Source organism: Pseudomonas sp. Pse1 (assembly GCF_024519635.1).
GTDB lineage: Bacteria > Pseudomonadota > Gammaproteobacteria > Pseudomonadales > Pseudomonadaceae > Aquipseudomonas.
Genome location: NZ_JALJRO010000016.1, coordinates 45213 through 64247, shown reverse-complemented (window position 1 = coordinate 64247; position 19035 = coordinate 45213). Strand labels below are relative to the sequence as shown.

Sequence of the window (19035 nt, the reverse complement as noted above, 5' to 3'; positions counted from 1 at the left end):
ATTCGACAGTTCCTCAGCTACGCTCATAAAATGTAACGCTTTTTCGGAAAAAGCCCGTTGCAAAACGGCATACCCACATCTTTCGAGTCTACTCGCGTGAAAATCCGTCTTTCTATCCTGAGTCTCTTTTTTGCATTTTCAGGCAGCCTCCTCACGCCGAGCGTCGACGCTCGTGAAACCACCGAAGCACCCCGCGACACCTCGAACCTGCACATTGCCTCCGGCAGTGCCATGTTGATCGACCTGCAGACCAACAAGATCATCTATGCCAGCAACCCTGACGTGGTGGTGCCGATCGCCTCGGTCACCAAGCTGATGACCGGCCTGGTGGTGCTCGAGGCCAAACAGAACATGGATGAGTACATTTCCGTGTCGATCAGCGACACCCCGGAAATGAAGGGCGTGTTCTCTCGGGTCAAGCTCAACAGTGAACTGCCGCGCAAGGAAATGCTGCTGATCACCCTGATGTCCTCGGAAAACCGCGCCGCTGCCAGCCTGGCCCATCACTATCCGGGCGGCTACGCGGCCTTTATTGCGGCGATGAACGCCAAGGCCAAGGCGTTGGGCATGACCAGCACCCACTATGTCGAGCCGACCGGTCTGTCGACCAGCAACGTCTCTACCGCGCGCGACCTCAGCAAGCTGCTGCAGGCGGCACGCAAGTACCCGATGCTGAGCGAGTTGAGCACCACCAAGGAAAAGACCGTGGCGTTCCGCAAGCCCAACTACACCCTGGGTTTCCACAACACCGACCACCTGGTACGCAAGGACAACTGGGATATCCAGCTGACCAAGACCGGCTTCACCAACCAGGCAGGTCATTGCCTGGTGCTGGTCACCCGCATGGCCGATCGTCCGGTGTCGCTGGTGATTCTCGACGCCTTCGGCAAATACACGCACTTTGCCGATGCCAGCCGGATCCGTCAGTGGGTCGAAACCGGAAAGAGCAGCACGGTGCCGGCGGTGGCCTTGCAGTACAAGGCTGACAAGAACCTCAAGGCCCGGCAAACCGGCGTGGCGCAAACCGCGGAATAATCCTGCAGTAACGAGAACGGCGCCCGAGGGCGCCGTTCTTCATGGCTGGCTATTCAATGCCTGAACTGCCCGGTTGGCCGCCCGCTCCTGTCCAGCGCGGTTGAGTTCGCTGGCGGCATTCAACCAGCGCTGACGATCGACCTTGGCCGGTATCTGATCAGGCGCCTGCACCAGCACCGCCCAGCCTCCCGCGTCGAGAAAGGCCGACTCGAACGATTTAAAGTTCATCAGCACGCGTTTTTCCAGGCCCGAACGCAACAGCACGGTCTGCTTCTGTCGGTTGTAACCGGCCAACAGCGCGTAGCGTGGCGTCTTCCAAAAGGCCGAGCCGTCGCTATAACGCAGCCACACCGGATAGCCTGCCGCCACCTGAGTCAGCAATGCTGGCAGATTACTGTCCAGCGGATAGACCACCATCCCGTACTCGCGCGCCAGTTGCTGCATGTTCTGCTGCAACTGCGCTTCGGCGCCCGGCAAGTGCAACGGCTTTTCCAGCAATCCCGGGGTGATCACCACCCCCTGTTGCGATAGAACGCTGGCCAGGGTTTGCGGTCCACCCTGATAGGCGTCCCCACGGTAGAACCTGCCGCTGAGCTCGACACGCTCGGGCAGGCGCTTGATTTCAGGTTGTACGCTGCCGGCACAGCCGGCCAGGCTCAGGGCGCAGGCCGCAGCCAGCAGGGCAAAGCGAAATCGAGGAAGTAGCGGCAACATATCACTCACTTGTCCAGGTTCCAGGCGTTCAGCGTCCCGGCTTGGGCAGGATGATAGCAGCGCTATAGCCTGAAACGGCAGTTGTCTGACGCTGATAGAGCAAACTCATTGGTGACTCACGACTATTGGTCAATAGTCTGTCACCGTCCAGCAGCTAGACTGAGACCTGCGAGAAGTGTGTGCCCGACACAGGGCAAAGAGGAGGCATTAATGAGCCTGACGACGATTATCGTGATGCTGATAGCGGGATGGCTGGCCGTTGCCGCGGCGATGCTGTGGGGAGTGATGCGTATCACCCGGCGGCACCATCCGGCGTACCGCACGCCCGAGCCTCCGGCCGCCAGCGAAGAGCCTGCCCCACCCCACGCTTCGGTTCATTAGCCCCAACGCAAAACGGCCGCCTGCACCTTTCGATGCAGACGACCGTCCTGTTTGCCCCCTTCAGTGATTAGGCCTGTTCAAGCGCCCGCTTCTGCCGGGCCCGACGCGACAGCATGTTCAACACTTCGATCGCTGCCGAGAAGGCCATGGCCGCATAGACGTAGCCTTTAGGTACGTGGGCACCGAAACCTTCGGCAATCAACGTCATGCCGATCATGATCAGGAAGCCCAGGGCCAGCATCACCACGGTCGGGTTGTCATTGATGAACTTGGCCAAGGGTTCAGCCGCCAACAACATCACCAGCACCGACACGAGCACCGCGATGATCATGATCGGCAAGTGCTCGGTCATGCCCACAGCTGTAATGATGCTGTCGATGGAGAACACGAGGTCGAGCATCAGGATCTGCCCGATAGCGGCGGCAAAGCCCAGGGTAACGGTCGAGGTTTTCGAGGTCGGATCCTCGGGCGACGGGTCCATGCTGTGGTGAATTTCGGTCGTGGCCTTCCACAACAGGAACAGACCACCGGCGATCAGGATCATGTCCTTCCACGAGAACGCGTGACCGAACACTTCAAACACCGGCGCCGTCAGTTGCACGATAAAGGCGATGGTGCTCAGCAGGCCCAAACGCAATATTAGCGCCATGCTGATGCCGATCCGCCGTGCTTTGGCACGGTGCTGTTCAGGCAGTTTGTTGGTGAGGATCGAAATAAAGATCAGGTTATCGATACCCAGCACGATTTCCATGACGATCAAGGTCGCCAGGGCGACCCAGGCGGTGGGGCTTGCAGCAAGCTGTAACAGGTAATCCATGGGTCAGTCCTGACTCGGTGTTGGGCGATTAGATTTCTTGCGAAGAACTGTCTGCTTTCTCGTCATCAGCGTCGCTTTCTTTTTTGCCGATGATGTTGCCGGTGGCGTCGCTCAAGGCCTGCTCCGCGGCTTTGTGAGTATCGTCAATCGCCTGCTTGGCGGATTCGGCGGCTTTACCCATTAACTGCTGGGCGCTCTTTTCTGCCTGGTCGCAGCCGGTCAGCAACAGAGCGGAGATAGCCAGCAAGGATGCGCCGGCCAGGGATTTAAATGAATTCATACTTTCCTCGTCAGATCGGAGATCAGTTAGCGATGGCTTTATGGGAGCGGCCTTGCCCGCGAAGAACGATGACGTGCACTACTTGAAATTTGTAGCGCATTCATCCCGGGCAAGCCCGCTCCCACAGGTTTACTCCGTCACACATAGCGAAACATTCTAAGCAGACCAACACTTCAGGAAAATTCGTATTTTCAGCGGTTATACTTCGGTTTTTACGAATAGACGAACGCCATGCTCAACTATCGACAACTGCACTATTTCTGGGTTGTGGCCAAGACCGGCAGCATCGTGCGCGCCTGTGAGCAACTGAACCTGACACCGCAAACCATCAGCGGCCAAATCAGCCTGCTCGAACAAACCTACGGCATCGAGTTATTTCGCCGCGTCGGCCGGCAGCTCGAACTCACCGAGGCCGGCCGCCAGACCCTGCCCTACGCCGAGCAGATGTTTCAGTTGGGTGGCGAACTGGAGGCATTGCTGCGGGCCCAGCCCAATGAGCAACAGATCGTCTTTCGGGTAGGAGTCGCCGATGTGGTGCCCAAGTCCATTGTCTATCGGCTGATCGCGCCGACCATGGACTTGAGCGAACCGCTGCGCATCACCTGTCGTGAGGACAAACTCGAACGGCTGCTGGCCGACCTGGCGATCCAGCGCCTGGACCTGGTGATCTCCGACAGCCCGATGCCTTCGCACTTGGACATCAAAGGCTACAGCCAGAAACTCGGCGAATGCGGGATCAGTTTTTTTGCCACCGCCGAGCTTGCGCGACGCCACGGTAGCGATTTCCCCTATTGCCTGCATGGCGCCCCACTGTTGATTCCCGGTCAGGAAACCGTGGTCCGCAGTCGCCTGCAACGCTGGTTCGCCGAGCAGAAAATCCAGCCGCGCATCGTCGGCGAATTCGATGACAGCGCCCTGATGCAGGCCTTCGGCCAATCCGGCAGCGGGATTTTCATCGGCCCCAGCGTGATCGCCGATGAAGTGCGGCGCCAGTACGGCGTGGAATTGATCGGCCAGACCGACGCTGTCATGGAGTCGTTCTACGCGATTTCAGTGGAACGCAAGGTCAAGCACCCCGGCATCGTGGCGATTACCGAAGGCGCCCGTCGCGAACTCTTTACCCACATTTAAGAGATCAGGCGCAGACCGGCGCCGCCTTGGTTTTCATCAGCAGCAGCGCCAGCAGGACGGACACCAGGATAAAACCTGCCGCGGCGAAGCCAAGGCTGCCCAGGCCCAGAGTGTCGATCACCCTCCCCCCCACCAGCGCGCCCAGGCCAATGCCCAAGTTGCCCCCGGCAATGTTCAGCGACGCGGCAAAGGCCGGTGCCTGGGGTGCCGCTTTCATCAAGCGCACATGGCTGACCAGGAACAACGCCGCCTGAGTCACGCCCCAGATACCCAAGGCCGCCGCCAACCCGAGTGTCGAGTGAATGCTCGGCACCAGCGCCACCATGCCGCCGATCATGAAGACACAGAACACCATCGACGCGATCAGCGGATGGCGATCAACCATGCGCCCGCCCAGCGAGTTGCCGATCAGCCCAACCGCGCCGAAACCCATCAGGCACCAGCCGACGACCGTTCCGTCGAATCCGGCCAGACGCTCAAGGATATCGGCCAGGTAGGTGTAGGCGGTGAACATGCCGCTGAAGACCAGGATCGATAGAAGCACATGGCCCTGCATCAGCGGGCTGCGCAAGATCTTGAACTGCGAACGCAAACTCACCTGCTGGTGGTGCAGGTCGGTTTTCGGCAGGTAGATAAACAGCAGCAAGGCCTTGGCCAGGGCAATCACCGCCAGGATAGCGAACGCGCTGCGCCAGCCGAATGCATCGCTGATCAGGGTACCCACCGGGATGCCAAACACGGTGGCGCAGACGATCCCGAAACCGATCTTGGCGATCGCCCGCCCGGCGTAGTCCGGCCCGACGATGTCCACTGCCGTTTCACTGGCCAGCGCCCAGAACACCGGCAGGCCAAGCGCCGGGATCAGCCGCGCCACCGCCATGACCCAAATGTTCGGCGCCAGGGCCGCCAGGGTGTTGGCCAGGCCAAACAGGACCAGCACGCTGATAAACAGGCGCCGGCGCTCGAACCGGGCAAAAAAGGCGGTCAGGAACGGGCCGAAGGCGGCGACCGTGAAGGCGAACAGGGTCACCAGCAGCCCGGCCTGGGAAACGCTGACGTCGAGGTCGCGGGCGATCGACGGCAGCAGGCCGACAATCACGAATTCCGTGGTCAGCACGGTAAATCCGGCGGCAGACAACAGCAGGATGGGCAACAGCATGGGTAACTCCGGGAAAACGACAACGCCAGCGACAGCCCGAAGGCTCACTGGAAGAGATAAAAAAGGATGGCGCAGCTTACCAGAATGGGTCCCGCACGGGGAAACGCGGGTCGACTGGCCCGGCGTCCAATCGTCACAGGCCTGAAGGAAATTGCCTACGCTGTGCTAAAGTCCGCGCCCCCGCGCCAGGCTGACATCGTTCAGCCATGACCGATTTCGCGTTACCCGCCTGTCCTGCCAGCCTGCCCGTTGTTGCCGGCAGGCTCATGGGATCCGCGACACCTTAAAAAAAACAGAGATACCGCTATGACTGCTGCCCCGCCCACTCTTTTGCAACGATTCACCCGCACCAGCCTGGTGACCCAGATCGTCATCGGCCTGATCGCCGGCATTGCCCTGGCCCTGTTGGCGCCAGAAGTGGCGAAGTCCACCAGCTTCATTGGCAAGGTCTTTGTCTCGGCCCTGAAAGCGGTCGCGCCGATCCTTGTGTTCATATTGGTCATGGCCTCGATCGCCAACCACAAGCACGGCCAGGAAACCCATATCCGCCCAATCCTGTTCCTGTACCTGCTGGGCACCTTTGCTGCGGCGGTGGTCGCGGTCGTCGCCAGTACTCTGTTCCCGTCGAGCCTGGTGCTGTCGACGCACGACATCGCGGTTTCCGCGCCGGGCGGCATCACTGAAGTGCTGCAGAGCCTGCTGCTGAGCGTGGTCGATAACCCGGTCAGCGCACTGATGAACGCCAATTTCATCGGCATCCTGGCCTGGGCCATCGGCATGGGCATCGCTATTCGCCACGCCGGCGAAACCACTCGCACCGTGCTCGATGACCTGTCCAATGGCGTGACCCTGATCGTGCGCGTGGTGATTCGCTTCGCACCGCTGGGTATTTTCGGCCTGGTGGCCTCGACCCTCGCCACTTCCGGCTTCGGCGCACTGCTCGGCTACCTGCACCTGCTGGGCGTGCTGCTGGGTTGCATGCTGTTCGTCGCGCTGGTGATGAACCCGGCGATCGTCTACTGGAAGCTGCGTCGCAACCCGTATCCGCTGGTCCTGACTTGCCTGCGTGAAAGCGGGATCACTGCGTTCTTCACCCGCAGTTCGGCGGCAAACATTCCGGTCAACCTGGAGTTGAGCAGCCGCCTGGGCCTGCATGAAGACACCTATTCGGTGTCGATCCCGCTCGGTGCGACCATCAACATGGCCGGCGCGGCGATCACCATCACCGTGCTGACCCTGGCCGCCGTGCACACCCTGGGGATTGCCGTGGACCTGCCGACCGCCGTGCTGCTCAGCGTGGTCGCGGCGATTTGCGCGTGTGGTGCCTCCGGTGTCGCCGGCGGTTCGCTGCTGCTGATCCCGCTGGCCTGCAGCCTGTTCGGCATTCCCAGCGAAATCGCCATGCAGGTAGTAGCCGTCGGTTTCATCATCGGTGTGTTGCAGGACTCGGCGGAAACCGCCCTCAACTCCTCCACTGACGTGCTGTTCACCGCCGCGGCCTGCCTGGCCGAGGAAGAGCGCGACAAGCAAGCGGCATAAAAACCGCCGACAACAAAAAGCCCGCCCCGGCTCAAACCAGGGCGGGCTTTTTATGCAGCTTTAGAACGCGCCCATGTAATCGCGTTTGCCAACTTCCACACCGTTGTGGCGCAGGATCGCGTAGGTGGTGGTGACGTGGAAGAAGAACTGCGGCAGGCCGTAGGTCAGCAGATAGGACTGGCCACTGAAGCGTTTTTCTTTCGGCGTGCCCGGACGGGTAACGATCTCGATGCCTTCCTTGCCATCGATCTGCGCAGGCTGAATGCCGTCGATGAACGCCAACACCTTGGCAATCAGCGCCTGCAAATCGGCGAAGGTCACTTCGCTGTCGTCGTATTTTGGCAGCTCGACTTCAGCCAGGCGCGCCGAAACGCCCTTGGCGAAATCCACCGCGATTTGCACCTGGCGGACCAATGGGAACATATCGGGGAACAGGCGTGCCTGCAGCAAGGCATTCGGCTCGATATTTTTTGCCGTGGCGTGGGCCTCGGCCTTGTTCAGCACATCGCTCAGGGCATTGAGCATTTGCTTGAAGACGGGAACGGAAGCGGCGTACAGGGAAATGGTCATGGCAGTCTCTTGTGGAGGGTGCGGGGAGAACGGTCTACAGCGTGGCGCGATTATAGCCCTGCCGAGGGCCGCGTGCGGCTTGTCTTTTACCGTGCAAGGATTAGGCTAGACGGCTTCGACTGGATAGGGAAAGCGCGATGAGCACCGAACACGACACCTCCACCGACGACGCACTGCGCCTGAGCAGCACGGAACTGCGGATCCTCGGCTCGCTGATCGAGAAGCAAGCCACCAGCCCGGAAACCTATCCGCTGACCCTGAATGCCGTGGTCATCGCCTGCAACCAGAAAACCAGCCGCGAACCGGTGATGAACCTCAGCCAGGGCCAGGTCGGGCAAAGTCTGCGAGCGCTCGAAGGCCGGGGTTTTGCCCGACTGGTGATGGGCAGCCGCGCCGACCGCTGGGAGCATCGCCTGGACAAGGCGCTGGAACTGGTTCCGGCCCAGGTCATCCTCAGCGGCCTGCTGTTCCTGCGCGGCCCACAGACCGTCAACGAACTGTTGACCCGTAGCGGCCGCATGCATGACTTCGAGGACGCCGAGCAGGTCGTGCACCAACTGGAGCGCCTGATTGCCCGTGGCCTGGCGATGCTGATTGCACGCCAGTCCGGCCAGCGCGAAGACCGCTACATGCACACCTTGGGTGACCCGGCGGACATGGAAGCGATTCTCGCCGCCCGGCAGAACCCGGTTGAACGCAGCAGCGGTGGTGTGTCGCTGGAGCGCATCGAAGAACTGGAAGCGCGAATCGCTGCTCTCGAAGAGCGCCTGGCCCGGCTCGAATAAACCACTGGCTGCGGGTCAACTGCGGGCGAAGGCCACCGCTTGCTGGAACTGCGCCTCGCTGGGGCGCACGCCGGTGTAGAGCACGAACTGCTCCAGCGCCTGGATGGCGATCACTTCAAGACCGGTGATCACCCGCTTGCCGGCCGCCCGCCCCCGGACGATCAACGGGGTTTCCGAGGGGATCGCCACCACATCGAACACGGTCTGTGCGGCATCAATCACCCCGGCAGGAAACGCCAGTTGATCGGCCTCGCTGCCGCCGGTCATGCCGATCGGCGTGACGTTGATCAGCATCTGCGGACGCTCCTCCCCCAACGCTGCCTGCCAGCGATAACCCAGGGCATCCGCCAGGGCGCGCCCGGCACTTTCGTTACGCGCAATAATCAGCCCATTGGCGTAGCCGCCGTCGCGCAAAGCGCTGGCCACGGCCTTGGCCATGCCTCCGCTGCCACGCAGGGCGAAGGTCGAGTCCTTTGGCACGCAGTGGGTTTTAAGCAGTTGCTCAATGGCGATGTAGTCCGTGTTGTAGGCCTTGAGATGGCCGTCGGTGTTGACGATGGTGTTGATCGAGGCAATCGCCGCCGCAGAGGCATCCAGCTCGTCGACCAAGGCAATGCAGGCTTCCTTGAACGGCATGGACACGCCACAACCGCGAATGCCCAGGGCGCGTATTCCGGCCACGGCGCCTGGCAAGTCCTGGCTGCTGAAGGCCTTGTAATAGAAGTTCAGGCCCAATTGCTCATACAAATGGTTGTGAAAGCGCAGGCCGAAATTCCCCGGACGCCCGGATAGCGACATGCACAGTTGGGTGTCTTTGTTCGGGTTCATCTGCATGTGGAACTCCCTCGATGCGCACGTTCGGATGGACGGCAATCGCCAGCCCATCGGCTTTGATCAATCATGGCTGTAGCGCCGCCAGCGTGTAGCGGACGGGCTTGAACAGCGGTTCAGACCTTACACAAAATTTACCCACGCGCGTTGTCAAATCACCGAAAAAAGCTGTCTGAGAGTTATCCCCGCGACCATTCCCGGTCTATTGCAGACCGGGCGCCAGGGGAGGATCTGTGAGGAACCATCATGAGCCTTAAACTTCCTGCAATTGCCTTGTTGATCGGCGCCTTGGCTGTTGCCGGCCAGGCGCAAGCCCACGGCGGTGGCTACGGCTGGGGTGCACCGGCAGCGGTCGGCGCGGTAGTGGGTGCCGTGGTCGCGGGTTCGGTAATCGCTAACTCGCAGCGCCCGGTGTACGTGCAGCAGCCGGTCTATGTGCAGCCGCAGCCGGTGTACGTCCAGCAACCGCCACCGGTCTACTACCAACCGCAACCGGTGTATGTGCAGCAACCGATCTACTACCGTCCGGCGCCGGTGTACTACGGCCCGCCGCGCGGCTACTACGGCCCGCCCCATGGGTATTACGGCCCGCGTTGGTAAATGATGGTCTATAAAGGTACTGCCTTTGTGGGAGCGAGCCTGCTCGCGAAGAACTTGAGACCGCCGCGTACATTCAGGATGTCCGCGAAATCGTTAACGTTCTTCGCGAGCAAGCTCGCTCCCACATAAAAGCGGCAGTGCCATGAAAATGTCTGAATAAATCCTGCCAAGGTCGCTGCTGGAACAGCGACTGCGCCCGGATGCGCCATGATTAATCGGACGAATGTCTCGGCCTTATCACTCCTCTGTCATATTTATGTCACGACAGGCCAGCAAGCTCTGGCCTGTCCGCCACAACGCTCAATAAAAACAAGGACGACCCTTATGCCCACGCAAAACCCCCATCGCATCGTTGGCCTCGGTACTGCCAGCAAGGTCTACAACACCCTGACCGAACTCAAGCACCTCGAGGGCCATCGCAGCGCCAAGTTGCTCTCGTTGCTGGCAGAGAACCTGGTGCGCAAAGGCCTGCTCAATGACCGCGAAGTCATGAACATGCTCGACCAGGTGGTCGACTGACGACCTCAACGACGTCAACGACGTCAATGTCGACTATCAAGCGCAGTGATTTTTCCCGGGACCCGCGCGCCGTTAAGGTAGCTCCATCGATTGATGGAGGTAGTTATGTCCCAAGTCCAGATCATGTCCGTAATTGGTAGCGCCGTTCCTGCGCCCCTCAGAGAGCTGGGATTGCTCGCCTGCTGGTACCTGGTGCAGGACGGCGAAGCCATCAGTGGTCCCCTGACTTCGCTGCCCGCCGCCCAGGAATTGTCGCAACGCCTCAGCGGCTTCGCCTTGCAGGCCTAAGGCAACTGCACCTTGGGTTTGGTTTCGACATATAAGCCCCAACTGGCGATGAACAATGCGGCGATCAGCGGCCCGATGACGAAGCCATTGAGACCAAAGATGCCAAGGCCGCCAAGGGTAGAGATCAGGATCAGGTAATCCGGCATCTTCGTGTCCTTGCCCACCAACACCGGGCGCAGGACGTTGTCCACCAGGCCGATCACGAATACCCCGAATAACGCCAGCACGACGCCCTGCCAAATTGCGCCACTGAGCAGGAACCAGACCGCTACCGGCACCCAGACGATCCCCGCCCCGACCGCCGGCAATAGCGACAGCAGCGCCATCAGCACCGCCCAGAGCAACGCGCTGGGAATGTCGAGGAACCAGAAAATCAAGCCGCCCAGGGCACCCTGGGTAACCGCCACCAACAGGTTGCCTTTGACCGTGGCGCGCACCACGCGGTTGAACTTGAGCTGCAGCCGGCGTTTCTGATTTTCGTCCAGCGGTACCGCTGTACGGATCTTGCGCGCCAGTTCGGCACCGTCGCGCAGAAAGAAAAACAGGAGGTACAGCATGATGAAAAAGCTCACCACGAACTCGAAGGTGCCCTGGCCGAAGCTGAACGCCTGACTGGCGAGGAACTGACTGCCCTGCATCGCGCTCTTGACGATTTTCTCTCGCAGACCGTTCAACTCACCCATGCCGAAACGGTCCAGCAGGTGCTGGAAATACGGCGGCAGGCTGTGTTTGAACTGCGCCACGTAGCTGGCGATATCCAGTTGGCCACTTTCGATGTTCTTGTAAAGCGTCGTCCCCTCCTGCACCAACAGCACACCGGTGACAATGACCGGCAAGATCGCGATCACCAGGCAAATGCCCAGCGTGAACAGCGAGGTCAGGTTGCGTTGCCAGCCGAATTTCAATTGCAGGCGATGCTGCATGGGTGCAAACACGATGCCGAGGATCACTGCCCAGAACACCGCGCCGTAGAACGGCAGCAGAATCCAGATGAAAGCAATGGATACCAGCACGAGCAGTACCATCAGCGATTTGTTTTGTATTGAGGTGTGGTTCATGGCCGGTCCATTTAACAAAACGCCCACTGCGTCTATCTAAAGGCTTAGTCCGCGGCGAAACGCCCGAGTGCCGTGGTTTGTGCATTGAAAATAGATCCAGATCAATAATCGTCCCCGGCCTTTGTCTTACCCTCGCGCGCTTTACGGTCGACTTCGCCATGACACTCGCCCCACCCGAACTGCTCGCCCCCGCCGGAACCCTGAAAAACATGCGCTATGCCTTCGCCTATGGCGCCGATGCGGTGTACGCCGGGCAGCCGCGCTACAGCTTGCGGGTGCGTAACAACGAGTTCGATCACGCCAATCTGGCCCTCGGCATCCGTGAAGCCCAGGCCCAGGGCAAGCGCTTCTACGTGGTGGTCAACATCGCCCCGCACAACGCCAAGCTGAAGACGTTCCTCAAGGACCTGGCTCCAGTCATCGAGATGGCCCCGGACGCGCTGATCATGTCCGACCCGGGGCTGATCATGCTGGTACGCCGGCACTTCCCGCAGATGCCGATCCACCTCTCGGTGCAGGCCAACACGGTGAACTGGGCCAGCGTCGAGTTCTGGCAGTTACAGGGTGTGAGCCGGGTCATCCTCTCGCGGGAGTTGTCGCTGGAAGAGATCGAGGAAATCCGCCAGCAGGTGCCGACCATGGAGCTCGAAGTGTTCGTGCATGGCGCGCTGTGCTTGGCCTACTCCGGGCGCTGCCTGTTGTCGGGCTACATGAACAAGCGCGATGCCAACCAGGGCAGTTGCACCAATGCCTGCCGCTGGAAGTATTCGGCGCAACCGGCCCAGGAAAACCTCACCGGGGATATCGTCCAGAGCTATGTCCCGGAACCGACCCTGGGCATCGGCACACCCACCGAGCAGGTGTTCCTGCTGCAGGAGGCCAATCGCCCCGACGAGCTGATGCCGGCTTTCGAGGATGAACACGGCACCTACATCATGAACGCCAAGGACCTGCGCGCGGTGCAGCATGTCGAGCGCCTGACCCGAATGGGCGTGCATTCGCTGAAGATCGAAGGCCGGACCAAATCGCACTTCTATTGCGCACGTACCACTCAGGTCTACCGCCGGGCCATCGACGATGCGGCGGCCGGCCTACCGTTCGACCGCAACCTGATGACCGACCTCGAATCCCTCGCCCAGCGCGGCTACACCGAAGGCTTCCTGCGCCGCCATGTGCACGATGAATACCAGAACTATCAGAACGGCAGTTCAGTCTGCGACCGCCAGCAGTTTGTTGGCGAGTTGACGGGGGAGCGGCGCGAGCGCCTGGCCGAGGTCAAGGTGAAGAATCGTTTTGCCCTGGGCGATCACATGGAACTGATGACGCCCAAGGGCAACTTTCATTTCGACCTGCATGAATTGCAGAACGCCCAGGGCGAGGCATTGCAGGTGGCGCCGGGTGATGGCCACACCGTTTACCTGCCGATCCCGGATGCGGTGGACCTGGGGTTTGGGTTGTTGATGCGGGATGTGCGGGGGGATTGAATTTGCCGTCGGTTATCACTTTGTGGGAGCGGGCTTGCCCGCGATTGGCATTTTCGCGGGGTGTTTATCCGTTCCTGCAGTGACGCCAACTCCCACCCCCTCCAATCAAAGCACCATCGCCGCCACCCAACCAAACGCCAACAACGGCAAGTTGTAATGCAGAAAAGTCGGCACCACGGTGTCCCAGATGTGGTGATGCTGGCCGTCGATGTTCAAGCCGGAGGTCGGGCCGAGGGTCGAGTCCGAGGCCGGTGAGCCGGCGTCGCCCAAGGCGCCGGCGGTGCCGACGATGCAGACGATGGCCAGCGGGCTGAAGCCCAGTTGCACGCACAGCGGGACGAAGATCGCGGCGAGGATCGGCACCGTGGAAAACGACGAGCCGATGCCCATGGTCACCAGCAGCCCCACCAGCAACATCAACAGCGCGCCAATGCCCTTGCTGTGGCCGATCCACGAGGCTGAGGCTTCGACCAGGGTCTGCACTTCGCCGGTGGCCTTCATCACTTCGGCAAAACCCGAGGCGGCGATCATGATGAAACCGATCATCGCCATCATCTTCATGCCTTCGGTGAACAAGTCATCGGTCTCGCGCCAGCGCACGACACCGGAAACCGAGAAGATCAGGAACCCGGCCAGCGCGCCGATAATCATCGAATCCAGCAGCAACTGAATAATGAACGCCGCGGCAATCGCCAGGCCGGCCACCAGCAGCGTCAGCGGGTTGTACTGCACCGCGACCTGTTCGACCCGCTCGATTTTTTCCAGGTCGTACACACGTTTCTTGCGATAGCTGACAAACGCCAGCAACAGGCCGAAAACCATGCCCAGCGCCGGGATGCCCATGGCGTGGGTGACGTTGATGCCGCTGATGTCGACCCCGCTCTTGGCCACGTTGGCCAGCAGAATCTCGTTGAGGAAGATGTTGCCAAAACCCACCGGCAGGAACATGTAGGGGGTGATCAGGCCGAAGGTCATGACGCAGGCGATCAACCGCCGATCCAGTTGCAGCTTGGTCAGCACGTAGAGCAACGGCGGCACCAGCAGCGGGATAAAGGCGATGTGGATCGGCAGGATGTTCTGCGAGGCGATCGCGACGATCCACAGCAGGCCGATCAGCAGCCACTTGACCTGGCCGCCGCCGTTGGCGTCCTGCCGATCAACCAGCGCCAGGGCCTTGTCCGCCAGGGCATGGGCCAGACCCGATTTGGCAATCGCCACGGCGAACGCGCCGAGCAAGGCGTAGGACAAGGCCACGGTCGCGCCGCCACCCAGGCCACTGTTGAACGCCTTGAGCGTCGCCTCGATCCCCAGGCCACCGGTCAGGCCACCGACCAGCGCGCCGATGATCAGCGCGATGACTACATGCACACGTGACAGGCTGAGCACCAGCATGATGCCGACCGCGGCAATGACAGCATTAATCATGGTTACCTCAAAGCAGATCGCCGATAAAAACCGGCGCAAACGGGTAGAGACCGGCCAGCCAGCTGCACGCGCCGACACCGGATGAAATGGAGGTTTTATTAGAGGGCGCGCACTGTGCCCCATGCCGCCCCAAGCTGCAAGTGCAGGCGTCGGCTTTTGTTTTCCGTGGCCGGCCCCGGCCCTCACGCTCAAGAAAGCGCTGGCTGTGCCGTTACAGGGCAAAGTCTTGGATATTTATCGATTTAGGGGCGCCTCCATGTCACTCAGACAGCTGTCGATTCAATGGAAAATCACCCTGCTGGCCGGCCTCTGCCTGGCCGCCATCGTGACCTTGCTGGTGGGTCTGTCGCTGTATCGCATGGAGCACAGTTCGGCGCTGGTGAAGGCCTCGAGCATGAGCATGCTCAATGAAGCGGCGCAGGCGCGCATCGAAGCCCAGGGTGAAGTGCAGGCGCTGGGTATTCGTCAGCAGTTCATGGACGCCTATCAATACGGCCACGGCTTTTCGCGCCAGGTGCTGTTCCTGCGCGACCAGGCGCAAAAACGCTTCCTCGACGCTTACGACCTGCGTGAAGACCTAACCCGTCAAGTCAAATCGGCACTGCTGGGCAACCCGCAACTGCTCGGCCTATCGTTGGTGTTCGAAGCCAATGCCCTGGATGGCAAGGACGAACTCTTCGCCGGCCAGCATGAGCTGGGCAGCAACGACAAGGGCCGTTTCGCCCTGTACTGGTCGCAACCCACAGCCGGCAAGCTGAATTCGATGGCGCTGCCGGAAAGCGACATGGCCGACACCAGCACCGGCCCCAGTGGCGAGCCGGCTAACGCCTGGTTCACCTGCCCGCGTACGACCCTCAAGCCGTGCGTGATCGAACCGTACTTCTACGTGATCGACGGCCAGAACGTACTGATGACCAGCATCGTCTTCCCGCTGCAAGTCGACGGCAAAGTCATCGCTTCGCTGTCGGTGGACATCAACCTCAACAGCCTGCAGGCGATCAGCCAACAGGCAAGCCGCAAACTCTACGATGGCCAGACCGCCGTCAGCATCTTGAGCCCCGTGGGCCTGCTTGCCGGCTACAGCCCTGACGCCAGCAAACTCAGCCAGCGCCTGACTGCGGTGGACAAGGACAGCGGCGCCGAATTGCTGCGCATGCTCGGCAGCAGCCTGCAGACCCAGAGCCTGCGCAACCATCAGCATCTGAAAGTGTTGTCGCCCTTCGAGCCGATTCCCGGCGGCAAACCCTGGGGCGTACTGCTTGATGTGCCGGAGAAGGTGCTGGTCGGCCCGGCCGAAGCACTCAAACAGGAACTCGATGCCAGCAACACCAGCGACACCCTGATCGAACTGAGCCTCGGCCTGGTCGCCGCCATCATCGGCCTGTTGCTGGTGTGGTTGATGGCCCGCAGCGTCACCCGGCCGATTCTCGGCGTCGCCGACATGCTGCAGGACATCGCCAGCGGCGAAGGCGACCTGACCCGGCGCCTGGCCTACGACAAGCAGGACGAGCTGGGACAACTGGCCGGCTGGTTCAACCGCTTCCTCGACAAACTGCAACCGATCATCGCCGACGTCAAACGCTCGGTGCAGGATGCGCGGGGCACCGCCGACCAGTCCTCGGCGATCGCCACCCAGACCAGCGCCGGCATGGAGCAGCAGTACCGCCAGGTCGACCAGGTGGCCACCGCTTCCCATGAAATGAGTGCCACCGCCCAGGACGTCGCCCGCAGCGCAGCCCAGGCCGCGCAAGCCGCGCGCGATGCCGACCAGGCGACGCGCCAGGGCCTGACCGTGATCGACCGCACCACCCAGAGCATCGACAGCCTGGCCGCCGACATGAGCACCGCCATGGCCCAGGTCGAAGGCCTGGCCGCCAACAGCGAGAAAATCGGCTCGGTACTGGAAGTGATTCGCGCCATCGCCGAGCAGACCAACCTGCTGGCGCTCAACGCCGCCATCGAAGCCGCCCGTGCCGGAGAGGCCGGACGCGGGTTTGCCGTGGTCGCTGACGAAGTGCGCAACCTGGCACGCCGTACCCAGGAGTCGGTGGAGGAAACCCGCCAGGTCATTGAGCAGTTGCAAAGCGGTACCCAGGATGTGGTGGGTGCCATGGGCAACAGCCATCGCCAGGCCCAAGGCAGCGTCGAGCAGGTCAGCCAGGCGGTGACCGCCCTGCGCCAGATCGGCGATGCGGTGACGGTGATTACCGACATGAACCTGCAGATCGCCAGTGCCGCCGAGGAGCAAAGCGCTGTGGCCGAAGAGATCAACAATAACGTGGCGACCATCCGCGACGTCACCGAGTCGTTATCGGAGCAAGCCAACGAGTCGGCGCGGGTCAGCCAGTCGCTCAACAGCTTGGCCAACCAGCAACAGAGCCTGATGGATCAGTTCCGCGTTTGACCCTGCCTGTGGCGGTGCGCTTGACGCACCGCCGCTCAGTGACCGGGCAGCTCGATGCGCACCTTGAGCCCGCCCCACTGGCTTTCTTCCAGGTGCAACTGGCCGCCCCAGGCTTCGACGATGTCACGCACGATGCCCAGGCCCAGACCGTGGCCATCGGTCTGCTCGTCCAGCCGAGTGCCACGGCTGATCACCTGATCGCGCTGCTCTTGCGGGATGCCGGGACCATCATCTTCTACCGCCAGCACGAAGCCGCCGGCCGTTGCCTCGACGCCCAGGCGCACCTCGGCATCCGCCCATTTGCAGGCGTTGTCCAGCAGATTGCCCAGTAGCTCCAGCACGTCCTCGCGATCCCACGGCAGCTGCAATCCCCTCGCAGCGACATAGCTGAGTTGCAGATGCTCACCGTGGATCATGTTCAGGGTCGCCAGCAATCCCGGTAGCTCAGCGTCGCAGTCGAATTGCGCGCCGGGCAATGCATCCCCGGCCAGGCGTGCACGGTTGAGTTCGCGATTGAGCCGCTGTTGCACCTGCTCCAGTTGCTCCAGCAGGACTTTGCGCAACTGCGGATGGGCGTCGAGCTTGTCGCTGGCGGCCAGACTCAAGAGCACCGCCAGTGGCGTCTTCAGCGCGTGACCGAGATTACCCAGGGCATTGCGCGAACGCTTGAGGCTGTCTTCGGTGTGCGCCAACAGATGATTGATCTGCGCCACTAATGGCTCCAGTTCCGCCGGGACTTCGGTGTCCAGTTGCGAGCGTTGCCCTTGTTGCAGTTGGGCGATCTGCTCACGGGCGGTTTCCAGAGGACGCAAGGCGCGGCGCACGGTGAGCCGTTGCAGCAGCAGGATCAGCAACAGCCCGGCCAGCCCCAGACCAAGACCGATCTGACGCATGCGCTGGAAGCTCTCGCGCACTGGCGTGTAATCCTGCGCCACGCTGATGGAGATTGCCTGGCCCTGACGCCGGTAGTCCGAACGCAACACCAGCAGTTGCTGGCCTTCGGGGCCCAGTTGCAGGTTGCTGCGCAAGCCGGGCTGTTCCAACGCTGGCAATTCCTGGTCCCACAACGACCGCGAGCGCCAGTGAGTGTCGGCAAAATCGATACTGAAGTAATGCCCGGAAAACGGCCGCTGGTACGCCGGCGACAGTCGTCGCTCATCCAGTTGCAACCCTTGCGGGCCACGCACCAGCGCCAGCAGCAGGTTTTCACTGGCATTGCGCAGGCCGGCTTCGAGGTAGCGCTGCAACCCCTGCTCGAATAGCCACAAACTGGTTTGCGCCAGCACCAGGCCGACGATCAGCATCACGCTGACCAGGCCCAGGCTCAAGCGCCGCTGAATCGACCTCACTGGCCCTGCCCGCCGAACAGGTAGCCCTGGCCGCGACGGGTTTCGATCACGCTGCGCCCCAGCTTGCGCCGCAGGTGATTGACGTGCACTTCAAGGACGTTGGAATCGCGCTCGGTTTCGCCGTCGTACAGGTGTTCGGCCAGATGACTTTTCGAGAGGATCTGCTGCGGGTGCAGCATGAAGTAGCGCAGCAGGCGGAATTCGGCGGCGGTCAGCTGGACCTCGGCGCCTTCGCTGATCACGCACTGGCGGCCTTCGTCCAGTTGCAGGCCGGCGGCCTTCAGCGTGGGTTGGTTGGCCTGGCCGTGGGAGCGACGCAGCAGCGCCTGGATGCGCAGGTGCAACTCCTCCGGGTGAAAGGGTTTGGTCAGGTAGTCATCGGCGCCGGCCTTCAGCCCTTCGATGCGCTCGGACCAGGAGCCGCGCGCGGTCAGCACCAGCACCGGGGTCGCCAGCCCCGCTGCGCGCCATTGGCTCAGTACCTCGAGCCCCGGCACGCCGGGCAGCCCGAGGTCGAGGATGATCAGGTCGTACGGCTCGCTGCGGCCCTGATACAGCGCATCGCGGCCGTCTGCCAGCCAATCCACCGCGTAACCCTGGCGAGTGAGGCCGGCCAGTATCTCGTCGGCCAGCGGCACGTGGTCTTCCACCAGAAGCAAACGCATC

The 19035-nt window shown here is 61.5% G+C and carries 20 protein-coding genes and 1 pseudogene; 11 read left to right on the top strand and 10 right to left on the bottom strand.

Annotation, left to right across the window (positions count from 1 at the left end; translation table 11 throughout):
- Positions 1-96 precede the first annotated feature (96 nt).
- Positions 97-1035 carry a D-alanyl-D-alanine endopeptidase gene (gene pbpG, locus NR126_RS21190; RefSeq protein ID WP_027618773.1) on the top strand — a complete coding sequence of 313 codons (939 nt, stop codon included), beginning with the start codon at positions 97-99 and terminating at the stop codon, positions 1033-1035.
- A gap of 39 nt (positions 1036-1074) precedes the next feature.
- Here the strand turns inward: pbpG and NR126_RS21185 are convergent, their stop codons facing one another.
- Entirely contained in the window at positions 1075-1749 is a 675-nt protein-coding gene (locus NR126_RS21185) for a peptidase C39 family protein (RefSeq protein WP_256831215.1), read from the bottom strand.
- Positions 1750-1926: 177 nt separating this feature from the next.
- Between NR126_RS21185 and NR126_RS21180 the strand changes: the two genes are divergently transcribed.
- Positions 1927-2130 (top strand): hypothetical protein, encoded by a 204-nt coding sequence (locus NR126_RS21180; RefSeq protein ID WP_081786357.1) that lies wholly within the window; start codon positions 1927-1929, stop codon positions 2128-2130.
- Between the two features lie 67 nt (positions 2131-2197).
- Here NR126_RS21180 and NR126_RS21175 read toward each other — a convergent pair whose 3' ends face one another.
- The gene (locus NR126_RS21175; protein ID WP_027618771.1) at positions 2198-2947 is read right to left on the bottom strand and encodes a TerC family protein; all 750 of its coding nucleotides are present in this window, start codon (positions 2945-2947) and stop codon (positions 2198-2200) included.
- 28 nt (positions 2948-2975) lie between these two features.
- Positions 2976-3227, bottom strand: coding sequence for a hypothetical protein (locus tag NR126_RS21170; protein WP_105755352.1), 252 nt, complete (start codon positions 3225-3227; stop codon positions 2976-2978).
- Positions 3228-3458: 231 nt separating this feature from the next.
- Here NR126_RS21170 and nhaR point away from each other — a divergent pair, with 231 nt between their 5' ends.
- On the top strand, positions 3459-4358 hold the full coding sequence (nhaR, locus tag NR126_RS21165; RefSeq protein WP_027618769.1) for a transcriptional activator NhaR: 900 nt from the start codon (positions 3459-3461) through the stop codon (positions 4356-4358).
- Between the two features lie 4 nt (positions 4359-4362).
- Here nhaR and NR126_RS21160 read toward each other — a convergent pair whose 3' ends face one another.
- On the bottom strand, positions 4363-5517 hold the full coding sequence (locus NR126_RS21160; protein ID WP_105755353.1) for an MFS transporter: 1155 nt from the start codon (positions 5515-5517) through the stop codon (positions 4363-4365).
- A 306-nt stretch (positions 5518-5823) separates the two neighbouring features.
- Here NR126_RS21160 and sstT point away from each other — a divergent pair, with 306 nt between their 5' ends.
- On the top strand, positions 5824-7056 hold the full coding sequence (gene sstT, locus NR126_RS21155) for a serine/threonine transporter SstT (RefSeq protein WP_256831051.1): 1233 nt from the start codon (positions 5824-5826) through the stop codon (positions 7054-7056).
- 60 nt (positions 7057-7116) lie between these two features.
- On the opposite strand, the gene NR126_RS21150 is transcribed toward sstT, so the two are convergent.
- Positions 7117-7626 (bottom strand): DUF1993 family protein, encoded by a 510-nt coding sequence (locus tag NR126_RS21150; RefSeq protein WP_027618766.1) that lies wholly within the window; start codon positions 7624-7626, stop codon positions 7117-7119.
- A gap of 137 nt (positions 7627-7763) precedes the next feature.
- Between NR126_RS21150 and NR126_RS21145 the strand changes: the two genes are divergently transcribed.
- The gene (locus tag NR126_RS21145; protein WP_027618765.1) at positions 7764-8411 is read left to right on the top strand and encodes a YceH family protein; all 648 of its coding nucleotides are present in this window, start codon (positions 7764-7766) and stop codon (positions 8409-8411) included.
- 15 nt (positions 8412-8426) lie between these two features.
- Here the strand turns inward: NR126_RS21145 and NR126_RS21140 are convergent, their stop codons facing one another.
- Positions 8427-9245 (bottom strand): shikimate 5-dehydrogenase, encoded by an 819-nt coding sequence (locus tag NR126_RS21140; RefSeq protein WP_256831039.1) that lies wholly within the window; start codon positions 9243-9245, stop codon positions 8427-8429.
- Positions 9246-9488: 243 nt separating this feature from the next.
- Between NR126_RS21140 and NR126_RS21135 the strand changes: the two genes are divergently transcribed.
- The 3 genes from NR126_RS21135 to NR126_RS21125 all read left to right on the top strand — a co-directional run bounded on the left by NR126_RS21135 (position 9489) and on the right by NR126_RS21125 (position 10649).
- Positions 9489-9842 carry a hypothetical protein gene (locus NR126_RS21135; RefSeq protein ID WP_027618763.1) on the top strand — a complete coding sequence of 118 codons (354 nt, stop codon included), beginning with the start codon at positions 9489-9491 and terminating at the stop codon, positions 9840-9842.
- A gap of 324 nt (positions 9843-10166) precedes the next feature.
- Positions 10167-10361, top strand: coding sequence for a hypothetical protein (locus tag NR126_RS21130; protein WP_027618762.1), 195 nt, complete (start codon positions 10167-10169; stop codon positions 10359-10361).
- Positions 10362-10466: 105 nt separating this feature from the next.
- Positions 10467-10649, top strand: a complete 183-nt coding sequence (locus NR126_RS21125; RefSeq protein WP_027618761.1) for a hypothetical protein — start codon at positions 10467-10469, stop codon at positions 10647-10649.
- Here the strand turns inward: NR126_RS21125 and NR126_RS21120 are convergent.
- Positions 10646-11707 carry an AI-2E family transporter gene (locus NR126_RS21120; RefSeq protein WP_027618760.1) on the bottom strand — a complete coding sequence of 354 codons (1062 nt, stop codon included), beginning with the start codon at positions 11705-11707 and terminating at the stop codon, positions 10646-10648. The two genes, NR126_RS21125 and NR126_RS21120, sit on opposite strands and share 4 nt — an antisense overlap.
- A gap of 158 nt (positions 11708-11865) precedes the next feature.
- Here NR126_RS21120 and yegQ point away from each other — a divergent pair, with 158 nt between their 5' ends.
- Positions 11866-13191, top strand: coding sequence for a tRNA 5-hydroxyuridine modification protein YegQ (yegQ, locus tag NR126_RS21115; RefSeq protein WP_256831035.1), 1326 nt, complete (start codon positions 11866-11868; stop codon positions 13189-13191).
- A 105-nt stretch (positions 13192-13296) separates the two neighbouring features.
- Here yegQ and NR126_RS21110 read toward each other — a convergent pair whose 3' ends face one another.
- Entirely contained in the window at positions 13297-14613 is a 1317-nt protein-coding gene (locus tag NR126_RS21110) for a Na+/H+ antiporter family protein (RefSeq protein ID WP_177327249.1), read from the bottom strand.
- A gap of 124 nt (positions 14614-14737) precedes the next feature.
- Between NR126_RS21110 and NR126_RS29045 the strand changes: the two are divergent.
- Both NR126_RS29045 and NR126_RS29040 read left to right on the top strand, forming a co-directional pair.
- A pseudogene (locus NR126_RS29045) lies at positions 14738-16162 on the top strand (HAMP domain-containing protein); the annotation flags it as partial.
- A 102-nt stretch (positions 16163-16264) separates the two neighbouring features.
- A complete protein-coding gene (locus tag NR126_RS29040) occupies positions 16265-17020 on the top strand; it encodes a methyl-accepting chemotaxis protein (protein ID WP_372827078.1) in 756 nt (251 codons plus the stop codon).
- Positions 17021-17055: 35 nt separating this feature from the next.
- Here NR126_RS29040 and NR126_RS21100 read toward each other — a convergent pair whose 3' ends face one another.
- A complete protein-coding gene (locus tag NR126_RS21100) occupies positions 17056-18369 on the bottom strand; it encodes a sensor histidine kinase (protein WP_105755357.1) in 1314 nt (437 codons plus the stop codon).
- The gene (locus NR126_RS21095; protein WP_027618755.1) at positions 18366-19034 is read right to left on the bottom strand and encodes a response regulator transcription factor; all 669 of its coding nucleotides are present in this window, start codon (positions 19032-19034) and stop codon (positions 18366-18368) included. The genes NR126_RS21100 and NR126_RS21095 overlap by 4 nt, the downstream gene beginning before the upstream one ends.
- Between the last annotated feature and the right edge of the window lies 1 nt (position 19035).

Excerpts from the sequence above, each read along its gene's own strand:
- NR126_RS21185 (WP_256831215.1), bottom strand. The coding sequence starts at position 1,749 with ATGTTGCCGCTACTTCCTCGATTTCGCTTTGCCCTGCTGGCTGCGGCC.
- NR126_RS21175 (WP_027618771.1), bottom strand. The coding sequence starts at position 2,947 with ATGGATTACCTGTTACAGCTTGCTGCAAGCCCCACCGCCTGGGTCGCC.
- NR126_RS21170 (WP_105755352.1), bottom strand. The coding sequence starts at position 3,227 with ATGAATTCATTTAAATCCCTGGCCGGCGCATCCTTGCTGGCTATCTCC.
- nhaR (WP_027618769.1), top strand. The coding sequence starts at position 3,459 with ATGCTCAACTATCGACAACTGCACTATTTCTGGGTTGTGGCCAAGACC.
- NR126_RS21160 (WP_105755353.1), bottom strand. The coding sequence starts at position 5,517 with ATGCTGTTGCCCATCCTGCTGTTGTCTGCCGCCGGATTTACCGTGCTG.
- sstT (WP_256831051.1), top strand. The coding sequence starts at position 5,824 with ATGACTGCTGCCCCGCCCACTCTTTTGCAACGATTCACCCGCACCAGC.
- NR126_RS21150 (WP_027618766.1), bottom strand. The coding sequence starts at position 7,626 with ATGACCATTTCCCTGTACGCCGCTTCCGTTCCCGTCTTCAAGCAAATG.
- NR126_RS21145 (WP_027618765.1), top strand. The coding sequence starts at position 7,764 with ATGAGCACCGAACACGACACCTCCACCGACGACGCACTGCGCCTGAGC.
- NR126_RS21140 (WP_256831039.1), bottom strand. The coding sequence starts at position 9,245 with ATGCAGATGAACCCGAACAAAGACACCCAACTGTGCATGTCGCTATCC.
- NR126_RS21135 (WP_027618763.1), top strand. The coding sequence starts at position 9,489 with ATGAGCCTTAAACTTCCTGCAATTGCCTTGTTGATCGGCGCCTTGGCT.
- NR126_RS21130 (WP_027618762.1), top strand. The coding sequence starts at position 10,167 with ATGCCCACGCAAAACCCCCATCGCATCGTTGGCCTCGGTACTGCCAGC.
- NR126_RS21125 (WP_027618761.1), top strand. The coding sequence starts at position 10,467 with ATGTCCCAAGTCCAGATCATGTCCGTAATTGGTAGCGCCGTTCCTGCG.
- NR126_RS21120 (WP_027618760.1), bottom strand. The coding sequence starts at position 11,707 with ATGAACCACACCTCAATACAAAACAAATCGCTGATGGTACTGCTCGTG.
- yegQ (WP_256831035.1), top strand. The coding sequence starts at position 11,866 with ATGACACTCGCCCCACCCGAACTGCTCGCCCCCGCCGGAACCCTGAAA.
- NR126_RS29040 (WP_372827078.1), top strand. The coding sequence starts at position 16,265 with ATGGAGCAGCAGTACCGCCAGGTCGACCAGGTGGCCACCGCTTCCCAT.
- NR126_RS21095 (WP_027618755.1), bottom strand. The coding sequence starts at position 19,034 with ATGCGTTTGCTTCTGGTGGAAGACCACGTGCCGCTGGCCGACGAGATA.